Annotated in this window: 19 protein-coding genes; 15 read left to right on the forward strand and 4 right to left on the reverse strand. The window is 66.5% G+C overall.

Features of this window, described 5'->3' with window-relative positions:
- The first annotated feature begins 465 nt into the window (after nucleotides 1-465).
- Together FMQ63_RS15665 and FMQ63_RS15670 are read left to right on the forward strand one after the other, a co-directional pair.
- Nucleotides 466-966, forward strand: a complete 501-nt coding sequence (locus FMQ63_RS15665) for a MarR family winged helix-turn-helix transcriptional regulator (RefSeq protein ID WP_020477676.1) — start codon at nucleotides 466-468, stop codon at nucleotides 964-966.
- Nucleotides 963-1,739 carry a DNA alkylation repair protein gene (locus FMQ63_RS15670; protein ID WP_011551868.1) on the forward strand — a complete coding sequence of 259 codons (777 nt, stop codon included), beginning with the start codon at nucleotides 963-965 and terminating at the stop codon, nucleotides 1,737-1,739. The genes FMQ63_RS15665 and FMQ63_RS15670 overlap by 4 nt, the downstream gene beginning before the upstream one ends.
- Before the next feature lie 233 nt (nucleotides 1,740-1,972).
- Here the strand turns inward: FMQ63_RS15670 and FMQ63_RS15675 are convergent, their stop codons facing one another.
- Nucleotides 1,973-2,989: a zinc-dependent alcohol dehydrogenase family protein gene (locus tag FMQ63_RS15675; protein ID WP_026113804.1), complete on the reverse strand. Its 1,017-nt coding sequence runs from the start codon at nucleotides 2,987-2,989 to the stop codon at nucleotides 1,973-1,975.
- Between the two features lie 129 nt (nucleotides 2,990-3,118).
- On the opposite strand from FMQ63_RS15675, the gene FMQ63_RS15680 reads away from it, so the two are divergent.
- The 4 genes from FMQ63_RS15680 to FMQ63_RS15695 all read left to right on the forward strand — a co-directional run bounded on the left by FMQ63_RS15680 (nucleotide 3,119) and on the right by FMQ63_RS15695 (nucleotide 7,855).
- Nucleotides 3,119-4,063 carry a LysR family transcriptional regulator gene (locus tag FMQ63_RS15680; RefSeq protein ID WP_011551866.1) on the forward strand — a complete coding sequence of 315 codons (945 nt, stop codon included), beginning with the start codon at nucleotides 3,119-3,121 and terminating at the stop codon, nucleotides 4,061-4,063.
- 935 nt (nucleotides 4,064-4,998) lie between these two features.
- On the forward strand, nucleotides 4,999-6,054 hold the full coding sequence (locus tag FMQ63_RS15685; RefSeq protein WP_011551865.1) for an aldo/keto reductase: 1,056 nt from the start codon (nucleotides 4,999-5,001) through the stop codon (nucleotides 6,052-6,054).
- Between the two features lie 266 nt (nucleotides 6,055-6,320).
- Nucleotides 6,321-7,088, forward strand: coding sequence for a glucose 1-dehydrogenase (locus tag FMQ63_RS15690; protein ID WP_011551863.1), 768 nt, complete (start codon nucleotides 6,321-6,323; stop codon nucleotides 7,086-7,088).
- A 242-nt stretch (nucleotides 7,089-7,330) separates the two neighbouring features.
- Nucleotides 7,331-7,855, forward strand: a complete 525-nt coding sequence (locus FMQ63_RS15695; RefSeq protein ID WP_196942308.1) for a cyclophilin-like fold protein — start codon at nucleotides 7,331-7,333, stop codon at nucleotides 7,853-7,855.
- Between the two features lie 263 nt (nucleotides 7,856-8,118).
- Here the strand turns inward: FMQ63_RS15695 and FMQ63_RS15700 are convergent, their stop codons facing one another.
- Nucleotides 8,119-8,544: a hypothetical protein gene (locus FMQ63_RS15700; protein WP_020477680.1), complete on the reverse strand. Its 426-nt coding sequence runs from the start codon at nucleotides 8,542-8,544 to the stop codon at nucleotides 8,119-8,121.
- 283 nt (nucleotides 8,545-8,827) lie between these two features.
- On the opposite strand from FMQ63_RS15700, the gene FMQ63_RS15705 reads away from it, so the two are divergent.
- The 5 genes from FMQ63_RS15705 to FMQ63_RS15725 all read left to right on the forward strand — a co-directional run bounded on the left by FMQ63_RS15705 (nucleotide 8,828) and on the right by FMQ63_RS15725 (nucleotide 12,794).
- Nucleotides 8,828-10,984 carry a xanthine dehydrogenase family protein molybdopterin-binding subunit gene (locus tag FMQ63_RS15705; protein ID WP_011551861.1) on the forward strand — a complete coding sequence of 719 codons (2,157 nt, stop codon included), beginning with the start codon at nucleotides 8,828-8,830 and terminating at the stop codon, nucleotides 10,982-10,984.
- Nucleotides 10,985-10,986: 2 nt separating this feature from the next.
- Nucleotides 10,987-11,466 carry a (2Fe-2S)-binding protein gene (locus FMQ63_RS15710; RefSeq protein ID WP_011551860.1) on the forward strand — a complete coding sequence of 160 codons (480 nt, stop codon included), beginning with the start codon at nucleotides 10,987-10,989 and terminating at the stop codon, nucleotides 11,464-11,466.
- A 229-nt stretch (nucleotides 11,467-11,695) separates the two neighbouring features.
- The gene (locus FMQ63_RS15715) at nucleotides 11,696-11,881 is read left to right on the forward strand and encodes a hypothetical protein (protein WP_176973859.1); all 186 of its coding nucleotides are present in this window, start codon (nucleotides 11,696-11,698) and stop codon (nucleotides 11,879-11,881) included.
- Nucleotides 11,878-12,339 (forward strand): transposase, encoded by a 462-nt coding sequence (locus FMQ63_RS15720; RefSeq protein WP_141276655.1) that lies wholly within the window; start codon nucleotides 11,878-11,880, stop codon nucleotides 12,337-12,339. The genes FMQ63_RS15715 and FMQ63_RS15720 overlap by 4 nt, the downstream gene beginning before the upstream one ends.
- Nucleotides 12,336-12,794, forward strand: coding sequence for a GNAT family N-acetyltransferase (locus FMQ63_RS15725; RefSeq protein ID WP_011551857.1), 459 nt, complete (start codon nucleotides 12,336-12,338; stop codon nucleotides 12,792-12,794). The genes FMQ63_RS15720 and FMQ63_RS15725 overlap by 4 nt, the downstream gene beginning before the upstream one ends.
- Before the next feature lie 78 nt (nucleotides 12,795-12,872).
- Here FMQ63_RS15725 and FMQ63_RS15730 read toward each other — a convergent pair whose 3' ends face one another.
- A complete protein-coding gene (locus tag FMQ63_RS15730) occupies nucleotides 12,873-13,655 on the reverse strand; it encodes a YggS family pyridoxal phosphate-dependent enzyme (protein WP_026113806.1) in 783 nt (260 codons plus the stop codon).
- Between the two features lie 61 nt (nucleotides 13,656-13,716).
- Here FMQ63_RS15730 and FMQ63_RS15735 point away from each other — a divergent pair, with 61 nt between their 5' ends.
- Entirely contained in the window at nucleotides 13,717-15,213 is a 1,497-nt protein-coding gene (locus tag FMQ63_RS15735) for a PLP-dependent aminotransferase family protein (protein WP_011551855.1), read from the forward strand.
- A gap of 475 nt (nucleotides 15,214-15,688) precedes the next feature.
- On the opposite strand, the gene FMQ63_RS15740 is transcribed toward FMQ63_RS15735, so the two are convergent.
- Nucleotides 15,689-17,758 (reverse strand): lipoxygenase family protein, encoded by a 2,070-nt coding sequence (locus tag FMQ63_RS15740; protein ID WP_225909820.1) that lies wholly within the window; start codon nucleotides 17,756-17,758, stop codon nucleotides 15,689-15,691.
- Between the two features lie 205 nt (nucleotides 17,759-17,963).
- On the opposite strand from FMQ63_RS15740, the gene FMQ63_RS15745 reads away from it, so the two are divergent.
- Genes FMQ63_RS15745 through FMQ63_RS15755 form a run of 3 tightly spaced genes read left to right on the forward strand, consistent with a single transcriptional unit; the run spans nucleotide 17,964 to nucleotide 22,290 of the window.
- A complete protein-coding gene (locus FMQ63_RS15745) occupies nucleotides 17,964-19,991 on the forward strand; it encodes a lipoxygenase family protein (RefSeq protein ID WP_011551853.1) in 2,028 nt (675 codons plus the stop codon).
- 20 nt (nucleotides 19,992-20,011) lie between these two features.
- Nucleotides 20,012-21,448, forward strand: a complete 1,437-nt coding sequence (locus FMQ63_RS15750; RefSeq protein ID WP_011551852.1) for a cytochrome P450 — start codon at nucleotides 20,012-20,014, stop codon at nucleotides 21,446-21,448.
- On the forward strand, nucleotides 21,445-22,290 hold the full coding sequence (locus tag FMQ63_RS15755) for a fatty acid desaturase (protein WP_011551851.1): 846 nt from the start codon (nucleotides 21,445-21,447) through the stop codon (nucleotides 22,288-22,290). Before FMQ63_RS15750 ends, FMQ63_RS15755 begins: the two co-directional genes overlap by 4 nt.
- Nucleotides 22,291-22,476 lie beyond the last annotated feature (186 nt).

Genomic DNA, 22,476 nt, shown 5'->3' on the forward strand with positions numbered 1-22,476 from the left:
ACTCCATTGGAACCGAGAACTGCAGCAGCGTCAGCGGCGCGGTGGGCCGCGTGTACCTCGAGCTCAGCGACGCTCGCCGAGGCCGCGCGCGGGATTGCGCTCCTGACGAAGCTGGTGGGCTGAGCGCTGGCTCCGCGCGCCGTCCGTGACGATGCCGCGCCAATCGAAGGTGCGCTCGGATGGTGCGCGGCAGCGATGCTCATCCTGGCGGGGAGCGCCCGGGAAACTTGCCACCCATCGCATCGGCCACCGACGGCACCCGCGGCTGACTCTTCAGGACCCTCTCGGTGGCAGGAGGCCCTCAGCTGCAGGACGACGGTCGCGGTCGCGTGAGCGTCTGCCATCCAGCGAGGGGAGCTCCTTCAGACCGTACGCCCCCCGAGCGGATGTCCGCGGACGATCTCCTTGACGCCCGCCGAGCCCTTCGCTAGTCGTTAGGCGGCATACGATATGGCGGCATCACAAATGAACCTCGAGCAGAAATACGAAGCCCTCCTACACGAAGCGAAGCGGCGGCAGCTCCCAGACGTGGCCGGCATCCGGCTGGTCTTCCAGACGCTCTCGCTAGCCTCGGCGATCGACCGGGATTGCGCGGCGTTGCTCGCGCCCCACGGCCTCTCGGAGGGCCGCTTCGTGCTGCTGTTCCTGCTCGACGCCGCCCACGATGCCCTCGCACCCAATAAGCTCGCCGAGCGGGCGGGCGTGACCCGCGCCACCGTCACGGGGCTGCTCGATGGGCTGGAGCGAGAAGCACTGATCGAGCGGCATTACGACGCCCAGGATCGCCGCGCGCTGCGCATTCGTCTGACCCGCAAGGGCAAGCAGACGGCGAAGCAAGTCTTCGACCAGCACAGCCGTTGGATCGCGAGCCTGTACGGCAACCTGTCGGCGGCAGAACGCGGGCAGCTCACGGCCCTGCTCGACAAGCTCGCTGGCAACTTGACCGCGAGGAAGGCCGAGCCATGAGTCCGTCCCTTCCCCGCAAGGGCGCGACCCGCGCCACCGACATTCCGCCTGACGTGCTGGACGCCTTGTCGCACGGCGAGATGCAGACCGCCACGCTCGCCGAGTGCATGGCGCTCGACCAGGCCCGTCTGCTGCGGGCGGTCTTTCCCGAGCTCTCCCCCGATGCATTGGCGGCCGCCGATGCAGCCTGCAAGCTCGGCATCCTCAAGCGCATGAGCGCGATCGGTGCGCTGCTGCTGGAGGAGCTCGGCACCGCCGGCATCGAGCGCTCTCGGACGCACGCCGCGGACATGGTGCGCGGCTGGGCCTGCTTCATGGTCGGCGCGCGGCCCGAGCTGGATCTGCAGGCCCGACTGGCCACCATCCGCCCGCTCGCCGATGACTCGCATTTCGGTGTGCGTGAATGGGCATGGATGTCGGTGCGGCGCCATCTGGCGCGAGAGCTGGACATCGCCATCGCCGAGCTCTCGGCCTGGACGTCTTCGCGCTCCGAATACGTGCGCCGCTTCGCAACCGAGGCCCTGCGCCCGCGCGGCGTTTGGTCCGCTCACATCGCAGAACTTCAGCGAGAACCAGGGCGGGCGCTCCCGATCCTCTCGCCGCTGCGTGCCGATCCGTCCGTCTACGTGCAGGACTCGGTAGCCAATTGGCTGAATGACGCCGCCAAGACCCAGCCCGGCTGGGTGCGCGATCTCTGCGACCAATGGCTGCGCGGCGACCCCGCCGACGCTACCCGCCGTATCTGCAAACGCGCTTCACGCAACTTGAAATGAGGGATAGCCAAATGTCTCAGTATCTCATCGAACTGTATACGCCCAACGCATCTTGGAAGGCGCTGCCCTCCGAGCGACGCCAGCAGTAACCCTCCCCCATCTCAGGAAGTGCCGACGTCCCCGGGGGCGCTCTCCCTCCGAGCACCCCATCGGGGGGAGTGCTCAGTTCCGCGGCGAGCGCAACTCGTTCTTCTGCCGCAGCCCCCACGTCCCGCCAAGTCGCCACCAGTCACTCACGGGCGAAGCAGCGCCTTGATTGCGCGCCTTTCGTCCATCGCGCGATAGCCCTCGGCGACCTTCTCGAGCGGCAGGGTGAGGTCGAAGACTTTCCCGGGATTGACCTTCCTGCTCCAGACCAGGTCAATCAGTTGAGGCATGAACCGACGTACCGGCGCAGGGCCACCGTGGAGATGAACGTGCGAGAAAAAGAGCTTCTCGCCGTCCAGGCTCACGCCATGAGGCACGCCCACGTAGCTGACGAAGCCTCCGGGCCTCGCGGCGCCGATAGCCTGGAGCATGGACTCCTGTGTGCCCACGCACTCCAGCACCGAATCGGCACCAATCCCCCGGGTCAGTTCTTTGATGCGAGCAACGCCCTCGTCGCCTCGCACGGACACAATGTCCGTGGCACCAAACTCACGAGCGAGCGCCTGGCGCGTCTCATGGCGGCTCATCGCGATGATGCGCTCGGCTCCCATCTGCTTCGCGGAGAGTACCGCCAGGAGCCCGACGGCACCGTCGCCGACGACCACGACTGTCGAGCCGGGATTCACGTTGGCGGCGTCGGCTGCGAACCAACCGGTACCAAACACGTCCGACACGGCCAGCAGGCTGGGCACAAGCGCATCGGGCGGCACCTCGGCCGTCACGACCAGCGTGCCGTCGGCGAGCGGCACTCGCATCCTTGGCGCCTGAGCCCCACTCACCGGCTCTCGGTGCTGGCACGACGTTTGGTAACCCGCCTTGCAGTGAGGGCACGTGTTGTCGGAGGCGAAGAACGAACCGATGACGAACTGCCCTGGCTTGACCGAAGCGACAGCGCTTCCGACCTCTTCGACGATGCCGCAGTACTCGTGCCCCATCGGCGTCGGCTCAGTCACCGCCTGCACGCCTCGGTAGGGCCATAGGTCCGAGCCGCAGACACATGTAGCCGAGAGACGGATGATGGCATCCGTCGGCGCGAGAATCTTCGGCTCGGCGCGCTCCTCGAAGCGGACGTCGCCGGGCTTGTGGAGAACGGTGGCACGCATAGCAGCTCCTTTCATCTCGGAGTGGATTACGGATGGAACATGCGTACCCGCGCTCGCCCCGTGAAGATGCTGGTTGAGGATGGGCTGTCAAGCTGCACTTGACAGCCGCCACTCGGCTGGAAACGTAACATGCAAGTCCTAATCGTGAATACTTCCCTATTCCCTCACCTCCAAACGTTCCTCGCTGTGGCGCGCACGCGGAGCTTCAGCGCCGCAGCTCGCGACCTGGGTATCTCGCGCTCCGCAGTAAGCCAGAGCGTGCGCTTGCTCGAAGGGAAGCTTCGAGTGCCCCTCGTCGCACGCACGACGCGCAGCGTATCCCTCACAGAGGCAGGGAGGCGCCTCGTGGAGTCCGCAGGCCCAGCCGTCACACAGGTTCAAGCAGCGCTCACGCAGGCCTCTGCAAAACCAGGTGAGGTGGTGGGCCGCGTACGGTTGACAGTCCCCCGCGCCGCCTTTCATTTCGTGATTGAGCCCGTCTTGCCGAAGTTCCGGGAACGTCATCCTCGTATCGAGGTCGACCTCGTCTTCGAGGACCGGATGGTGGACCTCGTCGGCGAGGGGTTCGATGCGGGCGTTCGCCTGAGCGAGTATGTTGAGCGCGACATGGTGAGTGTTCGTCTCACCGATGCCTTTCGATTCATCGTCGTCGGCTCACCCACCTACCTAGGTAGGCACGGGACTCCAGGGCGCCCAGAAGATCTCCTCGAACATGAGTGCTTGACCTTTCGCTCGTCCACCACGGGTTCGCTCTACGCCTGGGAATTCGAACGCGGTCGCCGGACGTGGCGGGTGCCCGTCCGTGGAAGCCTTGTCGTCAACGACGGTCTGATTTGCATACGATGGGCGGAGCAAGGGCTGGGCCTCGCGTATGTGATGGAGCCTTTGGTCGGCGAGCAGCTTCGAAAGGGAAGTCTGCAGCGCGTGCTCGAGCCGTACGCCGCAACCGTTCCTGGCTTCTTCCTCTACTATCCCAGCCGCGCGCAGAGCTCAGCTCCACTTCGTCTCTTCGTCGAAACGGTCCGTGAGCTGACACGCAAGCCGCCAGTGGCCACGAAACAACTCGGGCCTTGAGGCGGCTCCCGGCGTCGGGCAACCGCGCACACCGCAACCTCTCTCAACACGCCATCGTTCGCCATTGAGTCTTCAAAGACCGACGCGACCTCGATGCCCGGCTGACGGCTGAGCCCCACTCCCAGTCAGCCGATACTGGAGTCATCCCTCCCATGTCGCGTTGCGAGCGAAGAGGCTCCCGCATTTGGCAGAAGCGAGGGCAATGGAGAGCCGCGCCGGTGCGAGCGCCACATTGCCGCTACGGCTGGTGCGATGCCGGCCCCAACGCCGTCCGAGCAGCCCGCCCACAGTCCGCTACCCAGTGGTCCTTTCAAGAAGGCACCAGCTGACGAACGGCTGCTCGACACCAGACGAATTGGCAACGGACTGAGGATTGTCCAGCACTGCTTCCTGGCCCATACAGCAGCCGGTGACTGGTTTGGCGGAGAGACCGAGCGAATACTGGTGTGGCGATGGCGACCCATGAACTGTTCGCGCGGTGGAACACTCCGCCCCTGGTCTTCGAGCACGGAGAAGCCGTCGATGCCGCGGAGGGTGTGCCCGCCGAACTCCCGCTCGTCAGGACAGGGCTCACGAGTTCGACATCGTCCCGCTCGGCACCTTCAGATTCTGTTCGCGAAGACCGGGGCTTGAACGAGCCTCTCCGTGCACAAGGTCGGCCGCTGTCAAGCAGCGCTTACCGGGCCATGTAATAGGCGGCGACTATTTGAACAACGAGGGCGTGTGCATACTCCTTCTGCAGCGCTCGGGAGCGCAGCATCAGCGCCGCGCGCGATAGCTGGGCCATTCAACCGAGGGAAGAACCAAACGTCAGAACGGAGAGCACGATGAGCGACTCAGATCAACGTGGTGAGTCACATTCACTCGAGAGAAGAAGATTGCTGCTTGGTTTGGCCGCCGCCCCGCTTGCAGCGTGCGCGTCGGCGCATGGGGGGATGCGCGCGAGCACGACAAGCGCACCCGCCAGCTCGGCCCAATCCGCCAACCAGGCCTACACCCTGAGGTCCCGCAAGCTGGGCCACCTGGTGGTGTCGGAGCTTGGCTTCGGATGCATGAGCAACAGCCCTGGCCACTACGGTCCGGGCGTGGACCGTCCCCAGAGCATCCGTGTGATTCGCGACGCCTATGACCGCGGCATTCGCTTCTTCGATACCGCCGAGGTTTACGGCCCCTACGTGAACGAGGAACTCGTCGCCGAAGCACTGGGGCCAGTGCGCAACCACGTGGTCATCGCCACCAAGTTCGGCTTCAAAATCGACGGCACGAACGGGTTGGACAGCCGCCCCGAACGCATCCGCCGCGTGGTCGAGGAATCGCTCAAGCGCCTGAAGACGGACCGCATCGACCTCTACTACCAGCACCGCGTCGATCTGACCGTCCCCATCGAGGATGTGGCTGGCACCGTCAAGGACCTGATCCAGCAGGGCAAGGTGCTGCACTTCGGCCTGTCCGAGCCGAGCGCACGCACCATCCGCCGTGCTCACGCCGTGCAGCCCTTGGCTGCGATCCAGACCGAGTACTCGCTCATGGAACGCAGCGTGGAGGACAACGGCGTTCTGCAAGCGTGCGAGGAGCTGGGCATCGGCTTCGTGCCGTGGGGACCGCTCGGTCAAGGCTTCCTTCCCGGCAAGCTGCCCCTGGATGCACAGGCCAGGTTCGATGCGAAGACGGACCTGCGCAAGACCTTCCCCCGCTTCAGTCGGGAGGTCATGCAGGCCAACCAGTCCATCCTCGACTTCCTGAAGGCCTTCGGCGAGAAGAAGGGCGCCACGCGCGCGCAGATTGCCCTGGCCTGGCTGGCAGCACAGAAGCCTTGGATCGTCCCCATCCCCGGGACAACAAATCTCGATCACTCGCGCGAGAACCTGAGCTCGCTCAACGTCAACCTCACGCCGGAAGACCTGCGAGAAATCGAAGCGGCCTTCGCCAATATCACCGTGCATGGCGGCCGTATGGACGCGAAGCAGATGGACCAGATCGGCAAGGACTGAAATCCATCGGAATCGGATGGGCACAGCCGGGCACAGCTCCACGCCGGGCGGCATGAGGGCCCACCTGAACGACAACGGCAAGAGGAGCGCAAGTCGCCGGATTCGCGGGGCACAGGACATGATCGACTTCTGCGAACTCAACAACATCAAGCCCGGAATTGAGTCCCCCATGACGGGAATCAACGAAGCGTGGCCCAAGGCCGTCGGGAAGAAGGCCCGCTAGCGTTTCGTCATCGATATCAAGAAGCAGAACTAGAGGAACCGACATGAACCCTACATACGACTTCAAAGGACAGGTAGCGCTCGTCACCGGCGCTAGCTCTGGCATGGGCCTCGCCACCGCGAAGGCCTTCGCCGCAGCCGGCGCCTCCGTGGTACTTGCAGATGTCAATACGGCAGCGCTCACGTCGGCTGTCGACGCCCTGACATCGGCCGGACATTCCGCGCTCGGTGTCACCTGCGACGTGTCCGACGAAGCCCAGGTCGCCGCGCTGGTCCGGCGAGCAGTTGAGGCCTATGGCCGGTTGGACATGGCCTTCAACAACGCCGGCATTCAGGCACCGCCCACCGATGCGGCGGATGAGCCTTCTGACCTGTTCGACAGGGTCAACGGAATCAACCTTCGGGGGGTCTGGGCTTGCATGAAGCATGAACTCAAGCAGATGCGTCAGCAAGGCAGCGGCGCCATCGTGAACTGCTCGTCGCTCGGTGGTCTCGTCGGCCTGCCTGGTCGAGCGGCCTATCACGCGTCGAAGCACGGAGTCATCGGCCTGACGAGAAGCGCTGCGTTGGAGTACGCACCTCGTGGCATCCGCATCAATGCCATCTGTCCAGGAACCATTTCTACGCCCATGGTCACGGACATGCTCGCCAAGGGGGAACTTGATCTCGCCGGGGCGATTGCGAATCAGCCCATCGGGCGCCTGGGAGAGGCTGAGGAGATTGCTGCCTCGGTGCTCTGGCTTTGCAGCCCAGGCGCAAGTTTCGTTACTGGCGTGGCACTTCCGGTCGACGGTGGATACACGGCGCGCTGAGCCTGGGCGATGCGCCACGCGAGGAGGGGTAGCGTGCGCCGGTCCAGCGCGTCATCCTGATGAGCGGCCAAGTCCTCGACGGTGAGGACATTTGGCTCTGCAACTGGATTCGAAATATCTGACGACGTCGCGTCATTGGGGCTGCAGAGCAGTTCACGCGGCGCCGGATGAGGCAGGAACTCTCCTCGATTGTCCAATCTCGCCGAATGGGCCATGCCCTTCTTTAAGCCAGGGAGCCCCGCATGTTGCGTGCATACTTACCGACGATGCGAAAATTCAGTCTTGCCTTCTTCTGCCTACTCGCTGGATGTGCCTGCACGAACCAGCCATCACCGCAACCTGATGTTTTGAACCCATCAATACCACCTATGGAAGGCGGCGAAGGTGGCGACGATGCGGGCACCACTCCAAACCCGGCGTCTACCGACATGCGCATCACAATTGGTCCCAAACCCTTTACCGTCAAACTCCACAACAGTGAAACAGCGACGGCCTTCAAGGCAATGTTGCCGACCACGGCAAACATGGCCGACCTGAACGCAAACGAGAAATACTACCGCCTCCCAAGCGACCTACCTGTCAATGCATCGAACCCAGGGACAATCCAGGTGGGCGATGTGATGTTGTACGGGTCCAACACCTTGGTGCTCTTCTACAAGACGTTCTCCACGTCCTACACCTACACGCGAATCGGCAAGGTGGAGAACGCCTCAGAACTGGCCGCGACACTGGGCTCGGGCAACGTAACGGTCATGTTCGAATTATGATTCGCTTACGTGCTTCTCCAGCCCCTTCATTCACGACGGGCGCAGAGGGCACTGAGCAGAGCGTAGTTCCGCCCCCTTCATGAATGAGAGAGGGCCCGACGGTCCGTTGGCCCCGTTGCGCTCAGTCATGGCGCACGTTTTGACGCACCCGTGACGCAGCGACCGATTTTTGGGTAGGCCCCCCCCCGCGCTCACGCTGCGCGTGCGTGTCTGCGAGCGAAACGTGACGGCGTCGGTGGACGTATCGCTCGAGCGGTGAGCGGCTACCCCATCACCTTGAGGACTGCGAGACGACTGTGTTCGAAAAATAGCTTTGCGGCACCGACACGCAGACGGCGCATGTCACATTCGATGCCTTCGTCGAGGCTCAAGCCATCGGCGCGCAGGCGATCCGACACAACGGAGTCATCGGGACCATCGGCGAAGAGCCACAGTTCGAGCGTGCGTCCAGGTCCGGCGTTGAGGCCGGCCTGCGCGGAGTCGTTAAAGATCATCCAGCAGCGACCATCCTCGCCGAAGTGCAGCTCGAAGTTCCCATAGCGCCAGATCGACGCGCGCTCGACGGTCTCCTCGACTCCCCACTCGTCCGGCGCTCCCAACCGCCGGCGTACGTCGTCGCGGCCCATGCCGACGGCGGCACCGCCAAGTCGGGCTTCAACGATGAGCTCGCGCAGCGAGAAACAGGTCATTCGCCGTTCCATTGCCGCATTCTGCCGTCCCCAGAATCTGTCGCGCCAGGGCTTTGCCTCCTGTGCCTCCCCCCAATTCGGCCGCTGCGTCACGGGTGCCTCAAGGCCTCGCCGGGCAGAGTGTCAATGCCAGTGAGCGAGGCACACTCGGCCGAGGCGACAACTTCCCTGACAAAGGGGGCGAGGCAGCACAGTCCTCAGATGAACGGCACGCGTGTTGGACGGGTGAACGCACGGCTTCGCGTTGTTGGACCCGCGCAGAGAGTGTGAGAACCTTTGCCCCATGGCGGACACGCTCAAGTCAGACGCGACCGTTTCCGAGGGGCTGGACCGCCGTCGATTCCTGACGTGGGTCATGACCTCTCCCACGTTGATGATTGCCGCCCGGCTGGGGCCCGACGTGCCCGAGGCCGAGGCGGCGGAGCGCCCGGAAGGAGCGACAACGGCGATGAGCCTCTATCTCGCCGTCCAGACCGATGGGCGCGTCGTCACCACCCTGCCTCGCACGGAGATGGGCCAGGGCATCACCACGGCCGTGGCCATGCTCGTCGCCGAGGAACTCGACATGGCGCTCGACCAGGTCGACGTGCGCAGCGCCGACGCGGACCCCCGCTGGGCCATCCAGCTCACCGGCCTGTCGTCGACGATGCGCTTCCTCACGGGCCCCCTGCGCGCCGCAGCGGCGGAGGCCCGGGCACGGCTGGTCACTGCCGCGGCGCTGCGCTGGCGCGTCCTGGCCCACACCCTCGCCACCTCGCACGGCGTGGTGAGCGCCCCCGACGGGCGGCGGGCCGGCTATGGTGAGCTGGCGGAGGACGCCGCTCGCGTGCTGCTCCCCGCGGTCTCCAGCCAGCCCAGGCCCGTGAGCCGGTTCAAGCTGGTGGGCCAGCCCACCGGACGCATCGACGCGAGGGACATCGTCACGGGCGCCACGCGCTATGCCCTGGACCTGGACATCCCCGAGGCGCTACCGACGGTGGTGGCCCGGCCCCCAACGCTGCGCGGCACCGTCCAGTCGGTCGACGATGCCTCGGCGCGGGCGATGCCCGGCGTGGTGGCGGTGGTGCCCCTGGGCACCGGCGTGGCGGTGGTGGCCCGTACCTTCGGACAGGCGCTTGCGGCGCGCGCGGCGCTGCGCATCACCTGGACGCCCGGACCCGCCAGCGCACTGTCGGACGCGGACATCCGGACCCGCCTGCGCGACGGCATCGGCCCAAGGCCCCTGCCGCCGCTGTTCACCACACGGACGCTTGAGGGACGCTTCGACTTCCCCTACCTGGCGCACGCGACCATGGAGACGCAGAGCTGCCTGGCCCGCGTGCAAGGTGGACAGGCGGAGGTCTGGCTGGGGGCGCAGGACCCCAAATACGCGCAGCGCGAGGTGGCCCGGGCGCTCGGCTGGGAGCTCACGCCGTGGCGAGTGACGGTGCACATCGCCCGGGCCGGTGGCGGCTTCGGCCGCAGGTTCTTCACCGAGGCCGCGGTGGAGGCCGCGCTCGTCTCACGGGCCATCGGCAGACCGGTGAAGTTGATGTGGAGCCGCGACGATGACATGCGCCACGGCCACTTTCGCCCCGCCAGCCACCACCGCATCCTCGCCTACCTGGGCCCGGGCGGGCGTGTCCTGGGCTGGCATCACCGCGCCGCCATTCCCACCGTGGAGTTCCCCCACGGCTTCGGTGACGCCCTCACCGCGCTGGCCGGCGAGGTCCTGCCCGAGGTGACCAGTGCGGTCTTCTTCGCGCTCTCCCAGAAGCTCCCATACGGATTCGGATGGGTGAGCCAGGAGCTGCGCGACGTGGCGATTCCGATTCCCACCGCGTCGTTCCGCTCGGTGTTCACCAGCCAGGTGGGCGTGTCCAACGAGGTCTTCGTCGACGAACTGGCCCGCGAGCTCCAGGTGGACCCCGTCGCGCTGCGACGCGAGCGGCTCACTTCGAATCGCCTCAAGGCGGTGCTGGACAAGGTCGCCACGGAGGGACAGTGGGGCAGAAGCCTGCCACCCGGTGTCGCCCAGGGTGTCGCCGTCCTCGAGGAATGGGACAGCGCCATCGCCCACCTCATCGAAGTGGACGTCACCGGAGGGACGCCTCGGGTACTGCGCATCGTCATCGCCGCGGATGTCGGCCTGCCCATCAACCCCAAGGGCATCGAGGCCCAACTCCAGGGCGCGGCGGTGGACGCGATGTCCACCACGCTGAGCGCGGGAATCCACATCGACGCGGGCACCGTGCGCGAGGGCAGCTTCGCGGACTATCGCTGGATGCGCATGAAGCACGTCCCGTCCGACATCCAGGTGCACCTGGTCCGCTCGGATGACCGGGTGGGCGGCGTGGGCGAGCTCGGCTATCCCAGCGCAGCGGCGGCCCTGACCAACGCCATCGCCCGGGCGCGAGGCTCGATGCCCACCCGCTTTCCCATCCTCGACGAGGGAGTCTGAGCATGGCGGCACATCAGTTCATCCTCAATGGCCAGACGGTGTTGGTGGAGGCGCCCGAGGACCTGTCGCTGCTGTGGGTGCTGCGCGACGTGCTGGGCGTGACGGGCCCGAAGTACGGCTGCGGCGTGGGCGTGTGCGGCGCGTGCACCAGCCACCTGGACGGCGAGGCCTTCCGCCCCTGCATCCACCCGGTGGGTGGGCTGTCTGGCCGCGAGGTGGTCACCATCGAGGGGCTGGGCGCCCAGGGACTGCATCCCGTGCAACAGGCGTGGATGGAGGAAGATGTGGCCCAGTGCGGCTTCTGCCAGCCGGGGCAGATCATGGCCGCCGTGGCGCTGCTCAAGAAGAACGCCCAGCCCTCTGACGCGGACATCGACGCGGCGATGAGCGACAACGTCTGCCGCTGTGGAACCTATGTCCGCATCCGCGCCGCCATCAAGCGCGCCGCCCTGCTGCTGCGAAGCGGCGCGGGCGGCGGGTGATACCGAGGAGGCCAGGGCGCCCGCTACGTCGAGACGCTCCATGAAAATCGGGTTCCATTGCGACACCACCCGGGATGCACTCAGGTGACGCCATCCTCGACATAGGCGTAGCCCTGGCCGCGCAACCCACGGCTTGCGTCCTCGACGTGTGGGAAGTCCTCTGCGGAGATGAAGGGCGCCTTCGCGGCGTCCATGGGGTTGGGCCTTTGACGTGAATCACTTCCATGGCGTGCAGGACTACCTGCCGCACGCCAGGAGTATGTTGGCGCTGGTTCGAGAGCGTTCTGTCATTACACCGAACGGCACCGAGACAAGCCGCGAACTGCACTTCTTCGTCAGCACCCGCAAGCCCACCGATGCCGAAGCCATGGCGACCTTTGGACTCGGCAAACCTCGCGACGGCACCGGGTATTGACTCCTCGTCCGTGCGGGCCTCGAAAGGGGGCCCTCACGGGCCCAAACCCGACGGATAGAGCGAAGGCGGGCAGTCAGCATCATCTGCTCGTAGAGGCCCAGGGACTGCCGCTGGCCGAGTCGCTGACGGCCGCCAACGTGCACGACACGCACGGGCGCTTCCCGGTGATTGACTCGGTACCTGCGGTGAAGACTCCCACGGGACAGCGACGCTTTCGCCCGACGAAGGCCCATGGAGACAAGGCCTACGCTTCGAGGAAGAACAGGCGAGGAATCTGCCAGTCCATCTGGACCCGTCCAGTTCTCAATTCTGGAGCATGTCGCGGGACTTGCGACAGGGTAATAGCCCCGACCGTGGAAGGTTCGATTCCCGCTGGCGAGCGACGAGGGCGATGCCCAGCATCGCGCGCCTTCACGTTTGAAATTGACACGAACCAACGACAAGGAGCGCTGGAATGAGCGAGAAGAATCACATGATCGTTCGCCCTGTTGAGAGGGGCGACTTTGAACAATGGCTTCCGTACTGGAAGAGCTACCAGGAATTCTACAAGGTCACTTTGCCGGAGGAAGTGACCCAGGCGACCTGGGAGCGATTCTTCGACGACCGCGAGCCGATGCACTCGGCCGTCGCGGTGGACGGCGAACGAATCGTTGGGTTTGTCAACTATCTCTTTCACCGTTCGACGTGGGCGCAGAATGACTTCTGCTACCTCGAAGACCTCTTCGTCGCTCCAGAGACACGGGGACGCCATGCAGGCAAGAAGCTCATCGAGTTCGTACAGGAGCGCGCCCGCGCAAAGGCCTGCGGGCGTCTCTACTGGCATACTCAAGAAACCAATCACACGGCGCAACGACTCTACGATTGGATCGGAGAGAAGCCTGGTGTGATCGAATATCGGATGTCGCTCGCTTGAACGACAGATGACCGTCGAAGCGCGTCGCGGCCATGCGTGAGGCCCTCGGCATGGATGAGGCGGGGGCTTCGACGGTCGTTACGACGTGGGGTCTGAGGTCGCGTTCGGCTCAGGCCAATAGTGACTGTCGGGCAGCGCGCGCGGGCCGAAGATCGCCTGTCCCACGCGCACGATGGTAGCTCCCTCCTCGACAGCCCACTCGAAGTCGCCGGACATCCCCATCGAGAGCTCGTTCATCGTGACGCCAGCCGGCGCCTCCTCACGCAGCCGCGCGCGCAGTTCCCGAAGCAGCGTGAAGCACGGACGCACACGCGCCGGATCGGCCGACAGCAGCGCGAGAGTCATCAGCCCACGGACGCGCAGCGAGGAGAAGGCGGGCAAGTCGCGGAAGAAACGGGCGACCTCATCCGGCGGCAGGCCGAACTTGCTGGCTTCACCGGACGTGTTGACCTGCACCAACACGTCGAGCGCGCGCCCCTCCACCTGCAAGCGTCGATCGAGCGCCTCCGCGACACGAAGGCTGTCCAGCGCCTGAAACTCGCTGGCGAAGCGCGCGACGACCTTCGCTTTGTTCGTCTGGAGGTGCCCGATCACCGACCACCGCAGGTCGGTGAGATCTGCCATCGCCTCGGCCTTACCCAACGCCTCCTGGACCTTGTTCTCTCCGAGTTCGCGGCAGCCAGCCGCGTAGGCCATGCGGATGCGGGCCTCGGGCATGGTCTTGCTGACCGGCAGGAGGCGGACCTCTACTGGATCGCGACCGACTCGCGCGCACGCAGCGGCGATGCGTCCGCGAACAGTCGCCAGGTTGCGCCGAAAGTCCTCGACGCTGTACGCAGTTGAATATGCCGGGGTGTTGATGGTTGCCTCCTGGATCGCGCACGTCCTTGCGCGCGTTCGTAAATGGCAAGAGACTGGCCCCATGGACAGCCCCAGAATCAAGAATGATGAGGGTCCAGTCAGGCGACCGTGGCGCTTCGACTTCACCCTCGAACGGGACACGTCCGTGTCGCAGCAGACGCAGCTCACCCGAGCGCTCATCCACGAGATCCAGCGCGGGAGGCTCCCTCCGGGCTCGATGCTACCGGGAAGCCGAACCCTCGCAGACCAGCTCGGGGTGAATCGGAAGGTGGTCGTCGCGGCGGTTGACGAGCTCGTCGCCCAGGGGTGGCTTGAGACGCGCCCCGCCTCTGGAACGCGCGTGGCGGCCTCCCTACCGCGCTCGGCGTTCGCTGACGTCGAATTGCCCACGCAGCGCAAGTCGGCCTTGCTCCGTCGGGATACCTCCCTCGTGTCGATCACCGATGGGTTGCCGGACCCTCGGCTCGCGCCGCAGGCGGAGTTGGCGCGCGCATACGCGCGGGCGCTTCGCTCTCTCAGCCGAACAGCGGCGGGCTACGGCGACGCAGCAGGAGCTCCGAGCCTCCGCGAAGTGATTTCGAGCTTCGTCAATCAGGCTCGCGGGCTCTCCACAACCATCGATGAGATCTTCCTCGCACGTGGATCGCAGGGCGCGCTCAGCCTCTACGCACTGGCGATGCTCGAACGTGGCGACGTGGTCGCTGTGGAGGTGCCAGGTTACGCACCTGCGTGGCGCGCGTTCGAGTTCGCGGGGGCCAAGATCTCGCACATCCCCATCGATGGCGAGGGATTGAGGACCGACGTCCTCGAGAAGACGGCGCGGAGGTTGTCGGGCAAGCTGAAGGCCGTCTACGTGACGCCGCATCATCAGTACCCGACGTCGGTCTCCATGACGCCGGAACGACGGATAAAGCTGCTACAGCTCGCCGAGCACTTCGACTTCACCATCGTCGAGGACGACTACGACTACGAGTACCACTTCGAAGGTGAGCCGCTGCTACCGCTCCACGCGACCGGAGGATCGCGGCGCGTCGTCTACATCGCGTCGCTGTCCAAGCTGCTCGCGCCGACCGTGCGGCTCGGCTACCTCGTCGCGTCGGAGGGGTGCATTCGCAAGCTGAAGGAAACGCGTGAGCTGCTCGAACGACAAGGTGACGTCGTCCTAGAGCACGCCATCGCGGAGCTCTTCGAAGACGGGACGCTCCAGCGTCACGCGAGGCGAGCCCGTCGAGAATACAAAGCACGCCGAGATCACCTCCTCTCGCGGCTCCGCGCGACGCCTGCGCTCGACGAGTGCTTCGACTACTCCGTGCCGGCGGGTGGGTTGGCGCTGTGGCTGACCCTGCGCAAGGGAAGCATCGACTCGTTGGTGGCAAGGGCGCGTGAGGAGCACCTGCTGATGGCTCCAGGCTCCACCTATCTTCCCAAGGGGCGCTTGGACGCCGTTCGGCTCGGGTTCGCCGCGCACACGCCGGACGAGCTTTCGCGAATCTGCGACACGCTCGCCCGTTGCATTCCAAGCCGACCTGGTCTGCGCCCCAATCTTCGGACCAGTTGAAGCGAGAGCGAGAGTCCTCGCTGACCGGAAGCTGGCGAAGAGCGGCGGCCAGAAGGATGAGCTGCTCTCCGTGCGCTGGGAAGAAATACAGGAGGAAGGCCCCTACGCCTTCGCCGACGCGAAACCGGAACCTCCCGGGCGGTATGCGCCCTGCGCTCTCCTCGCATCATGGACACGACGAGGGAATCGTTGGCGTAGCGCCTGGGACAGCCGGAGAGGGAGTTGCAGTGGAGGCTGCACTTCGCCGTGGACTCGGAGCGGGCCGTGCAGGACGGTGTCCCTCCGGGCGTCATCCTGGGGGGACAGTGCCTGTGGCACTTCCAGCGACAGCTTCATCACCGCACGGCTCGCCACGGCCCGGGGGATTGCCACTTGGCTGCCGCGCTGCCCCACCTGCCACCGCGCAAACCATCCACGGCCTCGCGCAGCCCACCTGGTCTCCCCGTCCACCCGTCGGGGCCCTGACGCAGCCGTGTTAGATATTGATGCGGGAACTGACGGTGCGGATGTCCATCCCCAGCGCGGAGAACTCGGCGGCGTGGGCGCGCAGGCACTCCACGAAGCGGGGATGCACGTCCGCCTCCTCGTTGGCCAGCAGGAAGCCGTAGCTCGTCTTCGAGAGCATCCACGAAATCCACAGCATCTCCGTGGCCTCCTCCGGAGGCGGCGCGACGTCATGGTCCGCCTCCGTCGACAGCGCGCCCGCCTTGCCCCAGCGCAGGCCCAGGCACGCATAGAGCACCTCGCCCGCGTCGTCCCATTGGAGGTTGTTGGCCCAGGCATGGCGGAACGTCGCGAAGTAGATGACGTACCGGCACAACTGCTTGAGCGCCTCCATCTCTCCGGGCTGGGGCGCGTCCGTCCGGGTCACCGCGCTGACGGCCTTGGCGTGGGTCGCGGCGACCTTCGCGTCCAGGTCCATGCGCTCGGAGCGCACGAACCACGGCGCCGCCCTTCCCGGCACCGTCGCGCGCAGGTAGCGGCACACGAAGGCGGGCGCCGAGTGCCCCACCAGGTCGTCCGAGAAGCGCCGCACCTCGCTCCACTGCGCCTCCAACGCCGCGCCGTGCTCGGCGAAGAAGGCATCCACGTGCTCCCCTACCAGCCGCCAGAACAGGCCCGCCGCGCGTGCGTAGCGGTGCGACTCGCAGATGGGCGGCGCGGGCGCGAAGCCCTTCCAGTCGTAGCTGCCCATCAGGTGCAACAGCCGCGTCTCCACGCTGCGCTCGGTGAGCGCGCTGGCGCGGGTGATGTAGCCGGTGGGTCCCACGAGGAAGCCGTTGGCGGAGTGGTTGATGAGGACCACCTCCCGCAGGTGCGGCATGAGCAGCCAGCGCAGCGGACTGCGGCGCAGATTGCGGTGCGCGGCGATGGCGTACTGCTCCACGTTGAAGTGGCACTGCCCCAGGTGGTTGCCCAGCTCCGTCTCCAGCGTCGCGCTCACCCGCGCCATCCGCTTGGCGGCCTCCCAGGCCTCGCCGTCCGCGGGCGTGTAGCTCCGCCGCGTCACGGGAGAGCCCGGCGCCGTCGCGCCCGGCTCGCGCATGCCCAGGATGATGCGCACCGGCAACAGCCGCCCCTCCACCAGCCGCAGCCGCACGTCCACGTCCGGCAGGCAGTGGACGCCGTCCTGCTCGTAAGCGTTCCACGGGAAGTAGAGCCGGAACGCCTCCGGGTCCCCGGGAGCCTCCGGGTCGCCATCCATGAGGGTGGAGAACATGCCGTTGAGCAGCCGCTCTCCGAAGAAGGCGTCGGTGCGCGTGGAGCCCGGCGACTCGCGCTCCATCCGCACCGTCATCGCCTCCGGATAGTCCGCCTGAATCCTGTCCAGGCTCGGCGCCTGTCCCAGCCGTCCCTGGAGCAGGTGGCGGCGCTTGACGAGCTCGATGGGCGCCACCGCCTTCAGCATCGCCAGCGCGCGCCCCGGCGCGTAGGCCGTGGGCGGAGTCCCCTCCTCCGTGACAAGCAACCGGGCCAACGGCGTCGTGGGGTCGTACTCCCAGTAAGGCAGCCGCAGCGTGCCGAAGTCGTAGTGGAGCCCACCATGGTCATCCGGCCCCTTCTCAGAGCCGATGCGGCACCATGCCTCCACCACCCGCCCATCCGGGCGGAAGCTGTGCTGGGGCTCGAAGAAGCGCACCTCCAGGTCGGGCAGGTCATTCACGCCCGCGTCGGCCGGGTCATAGCGAATGGAAAAACATCCATCCGAGTCCGTGAACCCCTCCCCCAGGAAGTCATCCGGCGTGCCGAAGTCCCGGTCCCACAGCTCCACCTTGATGTGATGCATGGGAATGGGGCCCTGGGGCCCGTCCTGCTCGAAGACCAACCGCCCGACCGCGACGGCTGGCAGCGTGCTGGGCTCCCTCGCGGGACGGACAGCCCGGACGCGCGGTGCGAGCTCGCGGCTGATGGCCAGACGCTCCTCGAGCGCGAGCCCCGAGTACCACCGGGACAGCTCCTCCGCGTCGAGCACCTCGTTGCTTCCGCTCTCGCGTCCTTTGCCCCCGAGAGCGCCCATCCATCGGCGCAGCCCTGCGAACATCATCCCCGTCCCCATGCCGCGGGCGCGCCCGTCCCAACGTCTGTCATCAGCTCCACCTCTCCGGGTCACACTCGCGCTCACGTCAGACGCTGGTTCAATGCGTTCCTGCGCTGAGCGACGCCGGCTTCATTCCCTGAGGGGAGGATACCATGGCTTGAGGTCCTACTATTCTCGTTCTACGGTCTGCGCCCGCTACACAGAGGGTTCCATGACTGTCGAGTACAAACTCACGATTCGGACGGGCACGAAGCTCGGCGCGGGGACGGATGCCGACATTTCCATCGTCCTCGTGGGCACGCGAGGAGAGAGCGCCCCCCGCGTGCTGGACAAGCACTTCCACAACGACTTCGAGGCGGGCGCGGAGGACGTCTACGCCCTCTCCTCCGAGGACCTCGGTGACCTGGTCCTGTTGCGCTTCAGCAACGCGGGCGGCGTGGCGGCCGACTGGCTGCTCGACTGGGCAATCGTCACGGCCGGAGAGAAGCAGTGGCACTTCCCTTTCTACCGGTGGGTGCTGAGTGGCGCCACGGTCGACGTGCTCGAGGGGACCGCGAAGCTCGCTCGCCAGGCAAGCAGCGAGCGCGAGTCCACGGCGCGGCGCGAGCTGCTCGAGGCCCGCCAGCGGATGTACCCGTGGCGCGCGCCTGAGATGACCGAGGGGCTTCCCGGCGCGCTCGACCTCCGTGAGGGGAGGCCGCTGCCGAAGGACGAGCTCTACCGGGGCCTGACGGAGGGCAGCTACGAAGTGGTCATCGCGAAGACGCTGGCGGCCATCAAGCTGAACCTGCCCATGCTGACCCGCGCCTGGAACGGGCTGGTGGACATCTTCGACTTCTTCAAACACCTGGAGGTGCCCCAGCTCGCCCAGCGCTGGAAGGACGACCTCGAGTTCGCGCGGCAGGCCGTCCAGGGCATCGCCCCCCTCCACATCACGCTCGTCCCCAGTCTGCCGCAGGGCATGCCGCTCACCGACGACGACGTCCGGGGCCTCTTGTCGCCCGGCACCACGCTGGCCAGGGCGCTCGACGCCAAGCGCATCTTCCTGATCGACTTCGAAATCCTCGACGACATCAGGATGTACCGGAAGGTCGGCGAGGACGGAGTCGAGGAGCGGCGCTGGGCTCCCGCGGCGCGCTGCCTGCTGTACCTGGATGACCAGCGTCAACTGCGACCCCTGGCCATCCAGCTCGGGCGGGACGCCCAGAAGGACCCTGTCTTCACGCCGAACGACGACGCGTACGACTGGCTCGCCGCGAAAATCTACCTCCGGTGCAGCGAGGGCAACTCGCACCAGATGGTGTCGCACGCGCTGCGCACACACTTCGTGGCGGAGCCGTTCGTCATGGCGACGATGCGCAACCTGCCGGACCCGCACCCCGTCTACAAACTGCTGCGGCGGCACTTCCGCTACACGCTCGCCATCAACGAGGGCGCACGCAAGGGCCTGCTCGACGCAGGCGGGGTGTTCGACGACTTCATCGCGACAGGCGGCCCCGACAAGGGCCACCTCCAGTTGGGCAAGAAGGGCTTCCAGCGCTGGACGCTGGCGGACAACAAGCCCCGTGCTGACCTGGAGCGGCGGGGCGTGCTGGACCCTGCCGTGCTCCCCAACTACCCGTACCGGGACGACGCCCTGCCCTTGTGGGACGCGTTCGAGGAGTACGTCGGCGGCGTCCTCAGGCACTTCTACCGGACCGATGCCGACCTCGAGGCCGACACCGAGATGCAGCAATGGTGGAAGGACCTCACCGAGCACGGGCTGCCCGTGGACAAGCTGCCCTGCCGGGAGCTGCGCCGCGTCGACGACCTGGTCGACATCCTCACCACCGTCCTCTTCACGGTCAGCGTGCAGCACGCGGCGGTGAACTACCTGCAATACGAGCACTACGCCTTCGTACCGAATGCGCCCCTGAGCATGCGCCGGGAGCCACCCCGCCAGAAGGGGACGCTGCGTGCAGAGGACATCCCCGAGATGATTCCCACCAAGTCCCAGATGCTCTGGCAGGTCGCCATCGGCCGGGCGCTCTCCAGCTTCGGAGACGACGAGGAGTACCTGCTGCACGAGGGCGGCTGGCGCGAGGAGTACTTCCACGAACCGGAGCTGGTGGCCATCCGCCAGCGGTTCCAGGAGCGCCTGCGCGCCCAGCGCGAGGCGGTGGAGGCGCGCAACGCGGGCGCCGAGGTGCCCTACACCATCCTGCGTCCCGACCGGATTCCCTGCGGCATCACCGTCTGAGCCCTTGGAGACACACGCTCATGCCCAACCTGCTCTCTCGAGGTCTCTTCAGTCTGTTCTTCGGTGGCCGGCGCAAGCCCCTGGCCAGCCTTCCTGGCCCCGCGCCGGGGATTCTGGGTAACATCGGCGACTTCCTCGGCGCCCAGCCGTGGGACGTCTGCGCCCGCTACGCGCGCACCTACGGCCCCGTCGCCGTCGCCTGGCTGGGACCCAGCCCGGCGCTGGTGCTCAATGACCCCACCCTCATCCACGAGGTGCTGGAGACACGCCGGCTGGAGTTCGAGAAGGGCAACATCGGCGACCAGATTCGCCACTCCGTGACGGACGACACGCCCTTCATCGCACAGCAGGGCGAGGACTGGGCTCGCAAGCACGCCATGGATCCGCTCGCCCAGCCGTGGACTCCCGCCTGGCAGGCGGCCCAGGTGGAGCCCCTGCGCGCGGCCATCCTCGAGTCGGTGGAGGCGCTGCTCCAGCAACCCTCCATCGACCTGACGCCCACGCTGCGCAAGCTGACGTTCGACGCGTTCTGCGTGGCCACGGTGGGCGAGAAGCTGCCCACGTCCGTGTACGACGACTTCATGCTCCTGGCGGCGGCGGCCGACGCGCGCATCCAGGCCAAGCTGCCGTTGAAGTTCGTCTCACCGCCCAAGGGTTTCGCGGATGCGAAGGAGCGCTTCTACGGCCTGTTCCTGGACAAGGTTCGCGCGGCCAGGAAGGCCCCGGCGCCGCACCGCGTGGACCTGATGTCGTGGACGCTGCGCGAGATGCCCCAGCTCGACGATGTGGTGCACGCGAACCTGCTCGGCGGGTTCTTCTTCGGAGGCGTGTTCTCCTCGAGCACCACCCTGGTGGGCGCCTTCCATCAGCTGAACAAGTACCCCGCCACCGAGGAGCGGCTGGCGCTGGAGTCCGCCGCGCTGGGGCAGGGGCCGCTCACCCTGGAGCGCCTAAAGGACGCGCCCTGGGGCGAGGCCGTGGCCTATGAGGCCCTGAGAATCCTGCCCGCGGTGCGCATCTTCCTGCGCCGCACGCCGCCCACACCGACGCGGTTGGCGGAAGTCACGCTGCCGCCGGGCACGACGCTCATGATTTCCAACCAGCACCTGCACCGGGACCCCAGCCACTGGACGGCCCCGGAGACGTTCGCCCCGGAGCGCTGGCTCGACGGGGGCGCGGCCCGGAATCCGCACGGCAGCGACCACTTCTTCCCCTTCGGCCGGGGTCCTCGCGCCTGCGTGGCCGGGGACTTCGCCATCGTGTACCTGCGCACGGCCCTGGCCACCGTCTCCGCCCGCGCGCGCATCCACGTCGACTCGACGGAGCCCTTCGAGGAGGGCTTCTTCTTTGGCGTGGTGCGGCCCCAGGGCGTCACGGGCAAGCTCGTCCCGCGCCAGGTACAGACCCTTCACCCTCCCACGGGAGCCCCTCCTCCCCCCGCAGTGGAATCCGCATGACCTTGTTCCGACATCCCCGAGACCGCATCCCCGTCCTGCTGTTCACCCTGGTGTTCGCCCTGGACCTGACGGTCTTCTTCACGGCGCGAAGCTGGTGGTTCCCCATCCTCTGGCTCGCCCTGGGAGTGATTCCCAAGGGGTGGATCAGCGCGTGGAACCACCACCACCAGCATGTGCCCATGTTCCGTCATGCGCTGCCCAACCGACTCCTGGAGGTCATCTTCGGCTTCCAGACGGGCGTGACGTCCCATGCGTGGTTCCTGCACCACGTGCTGGGCCACCACCGCAACTACCTGGACCAGACCCAGGACGAATCGGGATGGAAGCGCCGCGACGGGTCCACCATGGGCGAGGCGGAGTACTCCGTCTTCAACACGCTCGTCGCCTATCCCCGCGCCTTCCGCGTGGGCCGCTCATATCCCAAGGTGATGCGCGTCTTCCTGGCCATGGGCGCGCTCCAGGTGGCACTGCTCGGCGTGCTGTTCTGGCACGACTGGTACAACGCCCTCTGGGTGTTCCTGCTGCCCATGGCGGTGTCGCTCTACGTCACCGTCTGGGCCACCTACTTCCACCACGTGGGGCTGGAGGCGACGGAGCACACCCACGCCTCGTACAACATCCTGCACAAGGGCTACAACCTGATGACCGGCAACCTGGGCTACCACACCGCGCACCACGCGAAGCACGGGCTGCACTGGTCTCAACTGCCCGAGCTTCACGCGCAGCTCGCCCAGGACATTCCGGCCACACACTACCGGCAGCCGGGCATCCCCTTCGTGTGGACCAACCCGGAGGCGAAGATCGAGCCGGCCGAGGCGGAGTTCGGCGCCATCACCCAGTGATAGGTTGACGCCGGACGTGGTGCACGGGGCGCGAGCGAGCGAGGCGCCCCGGCCGAGGCAACAACGCCCCTGACTCAGGGGTTCCCGTGCGACGCGGTGGACGTGATGCCGTTGCTTTCGGGTCCGCCCGAGGCCCTTGACGTACCAGTCCATCGCTCGTCGCCGCTCTACATGGCCCAGGCCTGA

The organism is Myxococcus sp. CA005 (assembly GCF_006518205.1).
Classification (GTDB): Bacteria; Myxococcota; Myxococcia; order Myxococcales; family Myxococcaceae; genus Myxococcus; species Myxococcus xanthus.

What these genes read in the sequence shown, in the direction of transcription:
- FMQ63_RS15665 (WP_020477676.1), top strand. Translation starts at nt 466, where the DNA reads ATGAACCTCGAGCAGAAATACGAAGCCCTCCTACACGAAGCGAAGCGG.
- FMQ63_RS15670 (WP_011551868.1), top strand. Translation starts at nt 963, where the DNA reads ATGAGTCCGTCCCTTCCCCGCAAGGGCGCGACCCGCGCCACCGACATT.
- FMQ63_RS15675 (WP_026113804.1), bottom strand. Translation starts at nt 2,989, where the DNA reads ATGCGTGCCACCGTTCTCCACAAGCCCGGCGACGTCCGCTTCGAGGAG.
- FMQ63_RS15680 (WP_011551866.1), top strand. Translation starts at nt 3,119, where the DNA reads ATGCAAGTCCTAATCGTGAATACTTCCCTATTCCCTCACCTCCAAACG.
- FMQ63_RS15685 (WP_011551865.1), top strand. Translation starts at nt 4,999, where the DNA reads ATGCGCGCGAGCACGACAAGCGCACCCGCCAGCTCGGCCCAATCCGCC.
- FMQ63_RS15690 (WP_011551863.1), top strand. Translation starts at nt 6,321, where the DNA reads ATGAACCCTACATACGACTTCAAAGGACAGGTAGCGCTCGTCACCGGC.
- FMQ63_RS15695 (WP_196942308.1), top strand. Translation starts at nt 7,331, where the DNA reads ATGTTGCGTGCATACTTACCGACGATGCGAAAATTCAGTCTTGCCTTC.
- FMQ63_RS15700 (WP_020477680.1), bottom strand. Translation starts at nt 8,544, where the DNA reads ATGACCTGTTTCTCGCTGCGCGAGCTCATCGTTGAAGCCCGACTTGGC.
- FMQ63_RS15705 (WP_011551861.1), top strand. Translation starts at nt 8,828, where the DNA reads ATGGCGGACACGCTCAAGTCAGACGCGACCGTTTCCGAGGGGCTGGAC.
- FMQ63_RS15710 (WP_011551860.1), top strand. Translation starts at nt 10,987, where the DNA reads ATGGCGGCACATCAGTTCATCCTCAATGGCCAGACGGTGTTGGTGGAG.
- FMQ63_RS15725 (WP_011551857.1), top strand. Translation starts at nt 12,336, where the DNA reads ATGAGCGAGAAGAATCACATGATCGTTCGCCCTGTTGAGAGGGGCGAC.
- FMQ63_RS15735 (WP_011551855.1), top strand. Translation starts at nt 13,717, where the DNA reads ATGGACAGCCCCAGAATCAAGAATGATGAGGGTCCAGTCAGGCGACCG.
- FMQ63_RS15740 (WP_225909820.1), bottom strand. Translation starts at nt 17,758, where the DNA reads ATGATGTTCGCAGGGCTGCGCCGATGGATGGGCGCTCTCGGGGGCAAA.
- FMQ63_RS15745 (WP_011551853.1), top strand. Translation starts at nt 17,964, where the DNA reads ATGACTGTCGAGTACAAACTCACGATTCGGACGGGCACGAAGCTCGGC.
- FMQ63_RS15750 (WP_011551852.1), top strand. Translation starts at nt 20,012, where the DNA reads ATGCCCAACCTGCTCTCTCGAGGTCTCTTCAGTCTGTTCTTCGGTGGC.
- FMQ63_RS15755 (WP_011551851.1), top strand. Translation starts at nt 21,445, where the DNA reads ATGACCTTGTTCCGACATCCCCGAGACCGCATCCCCGTCCTGCTGTTC.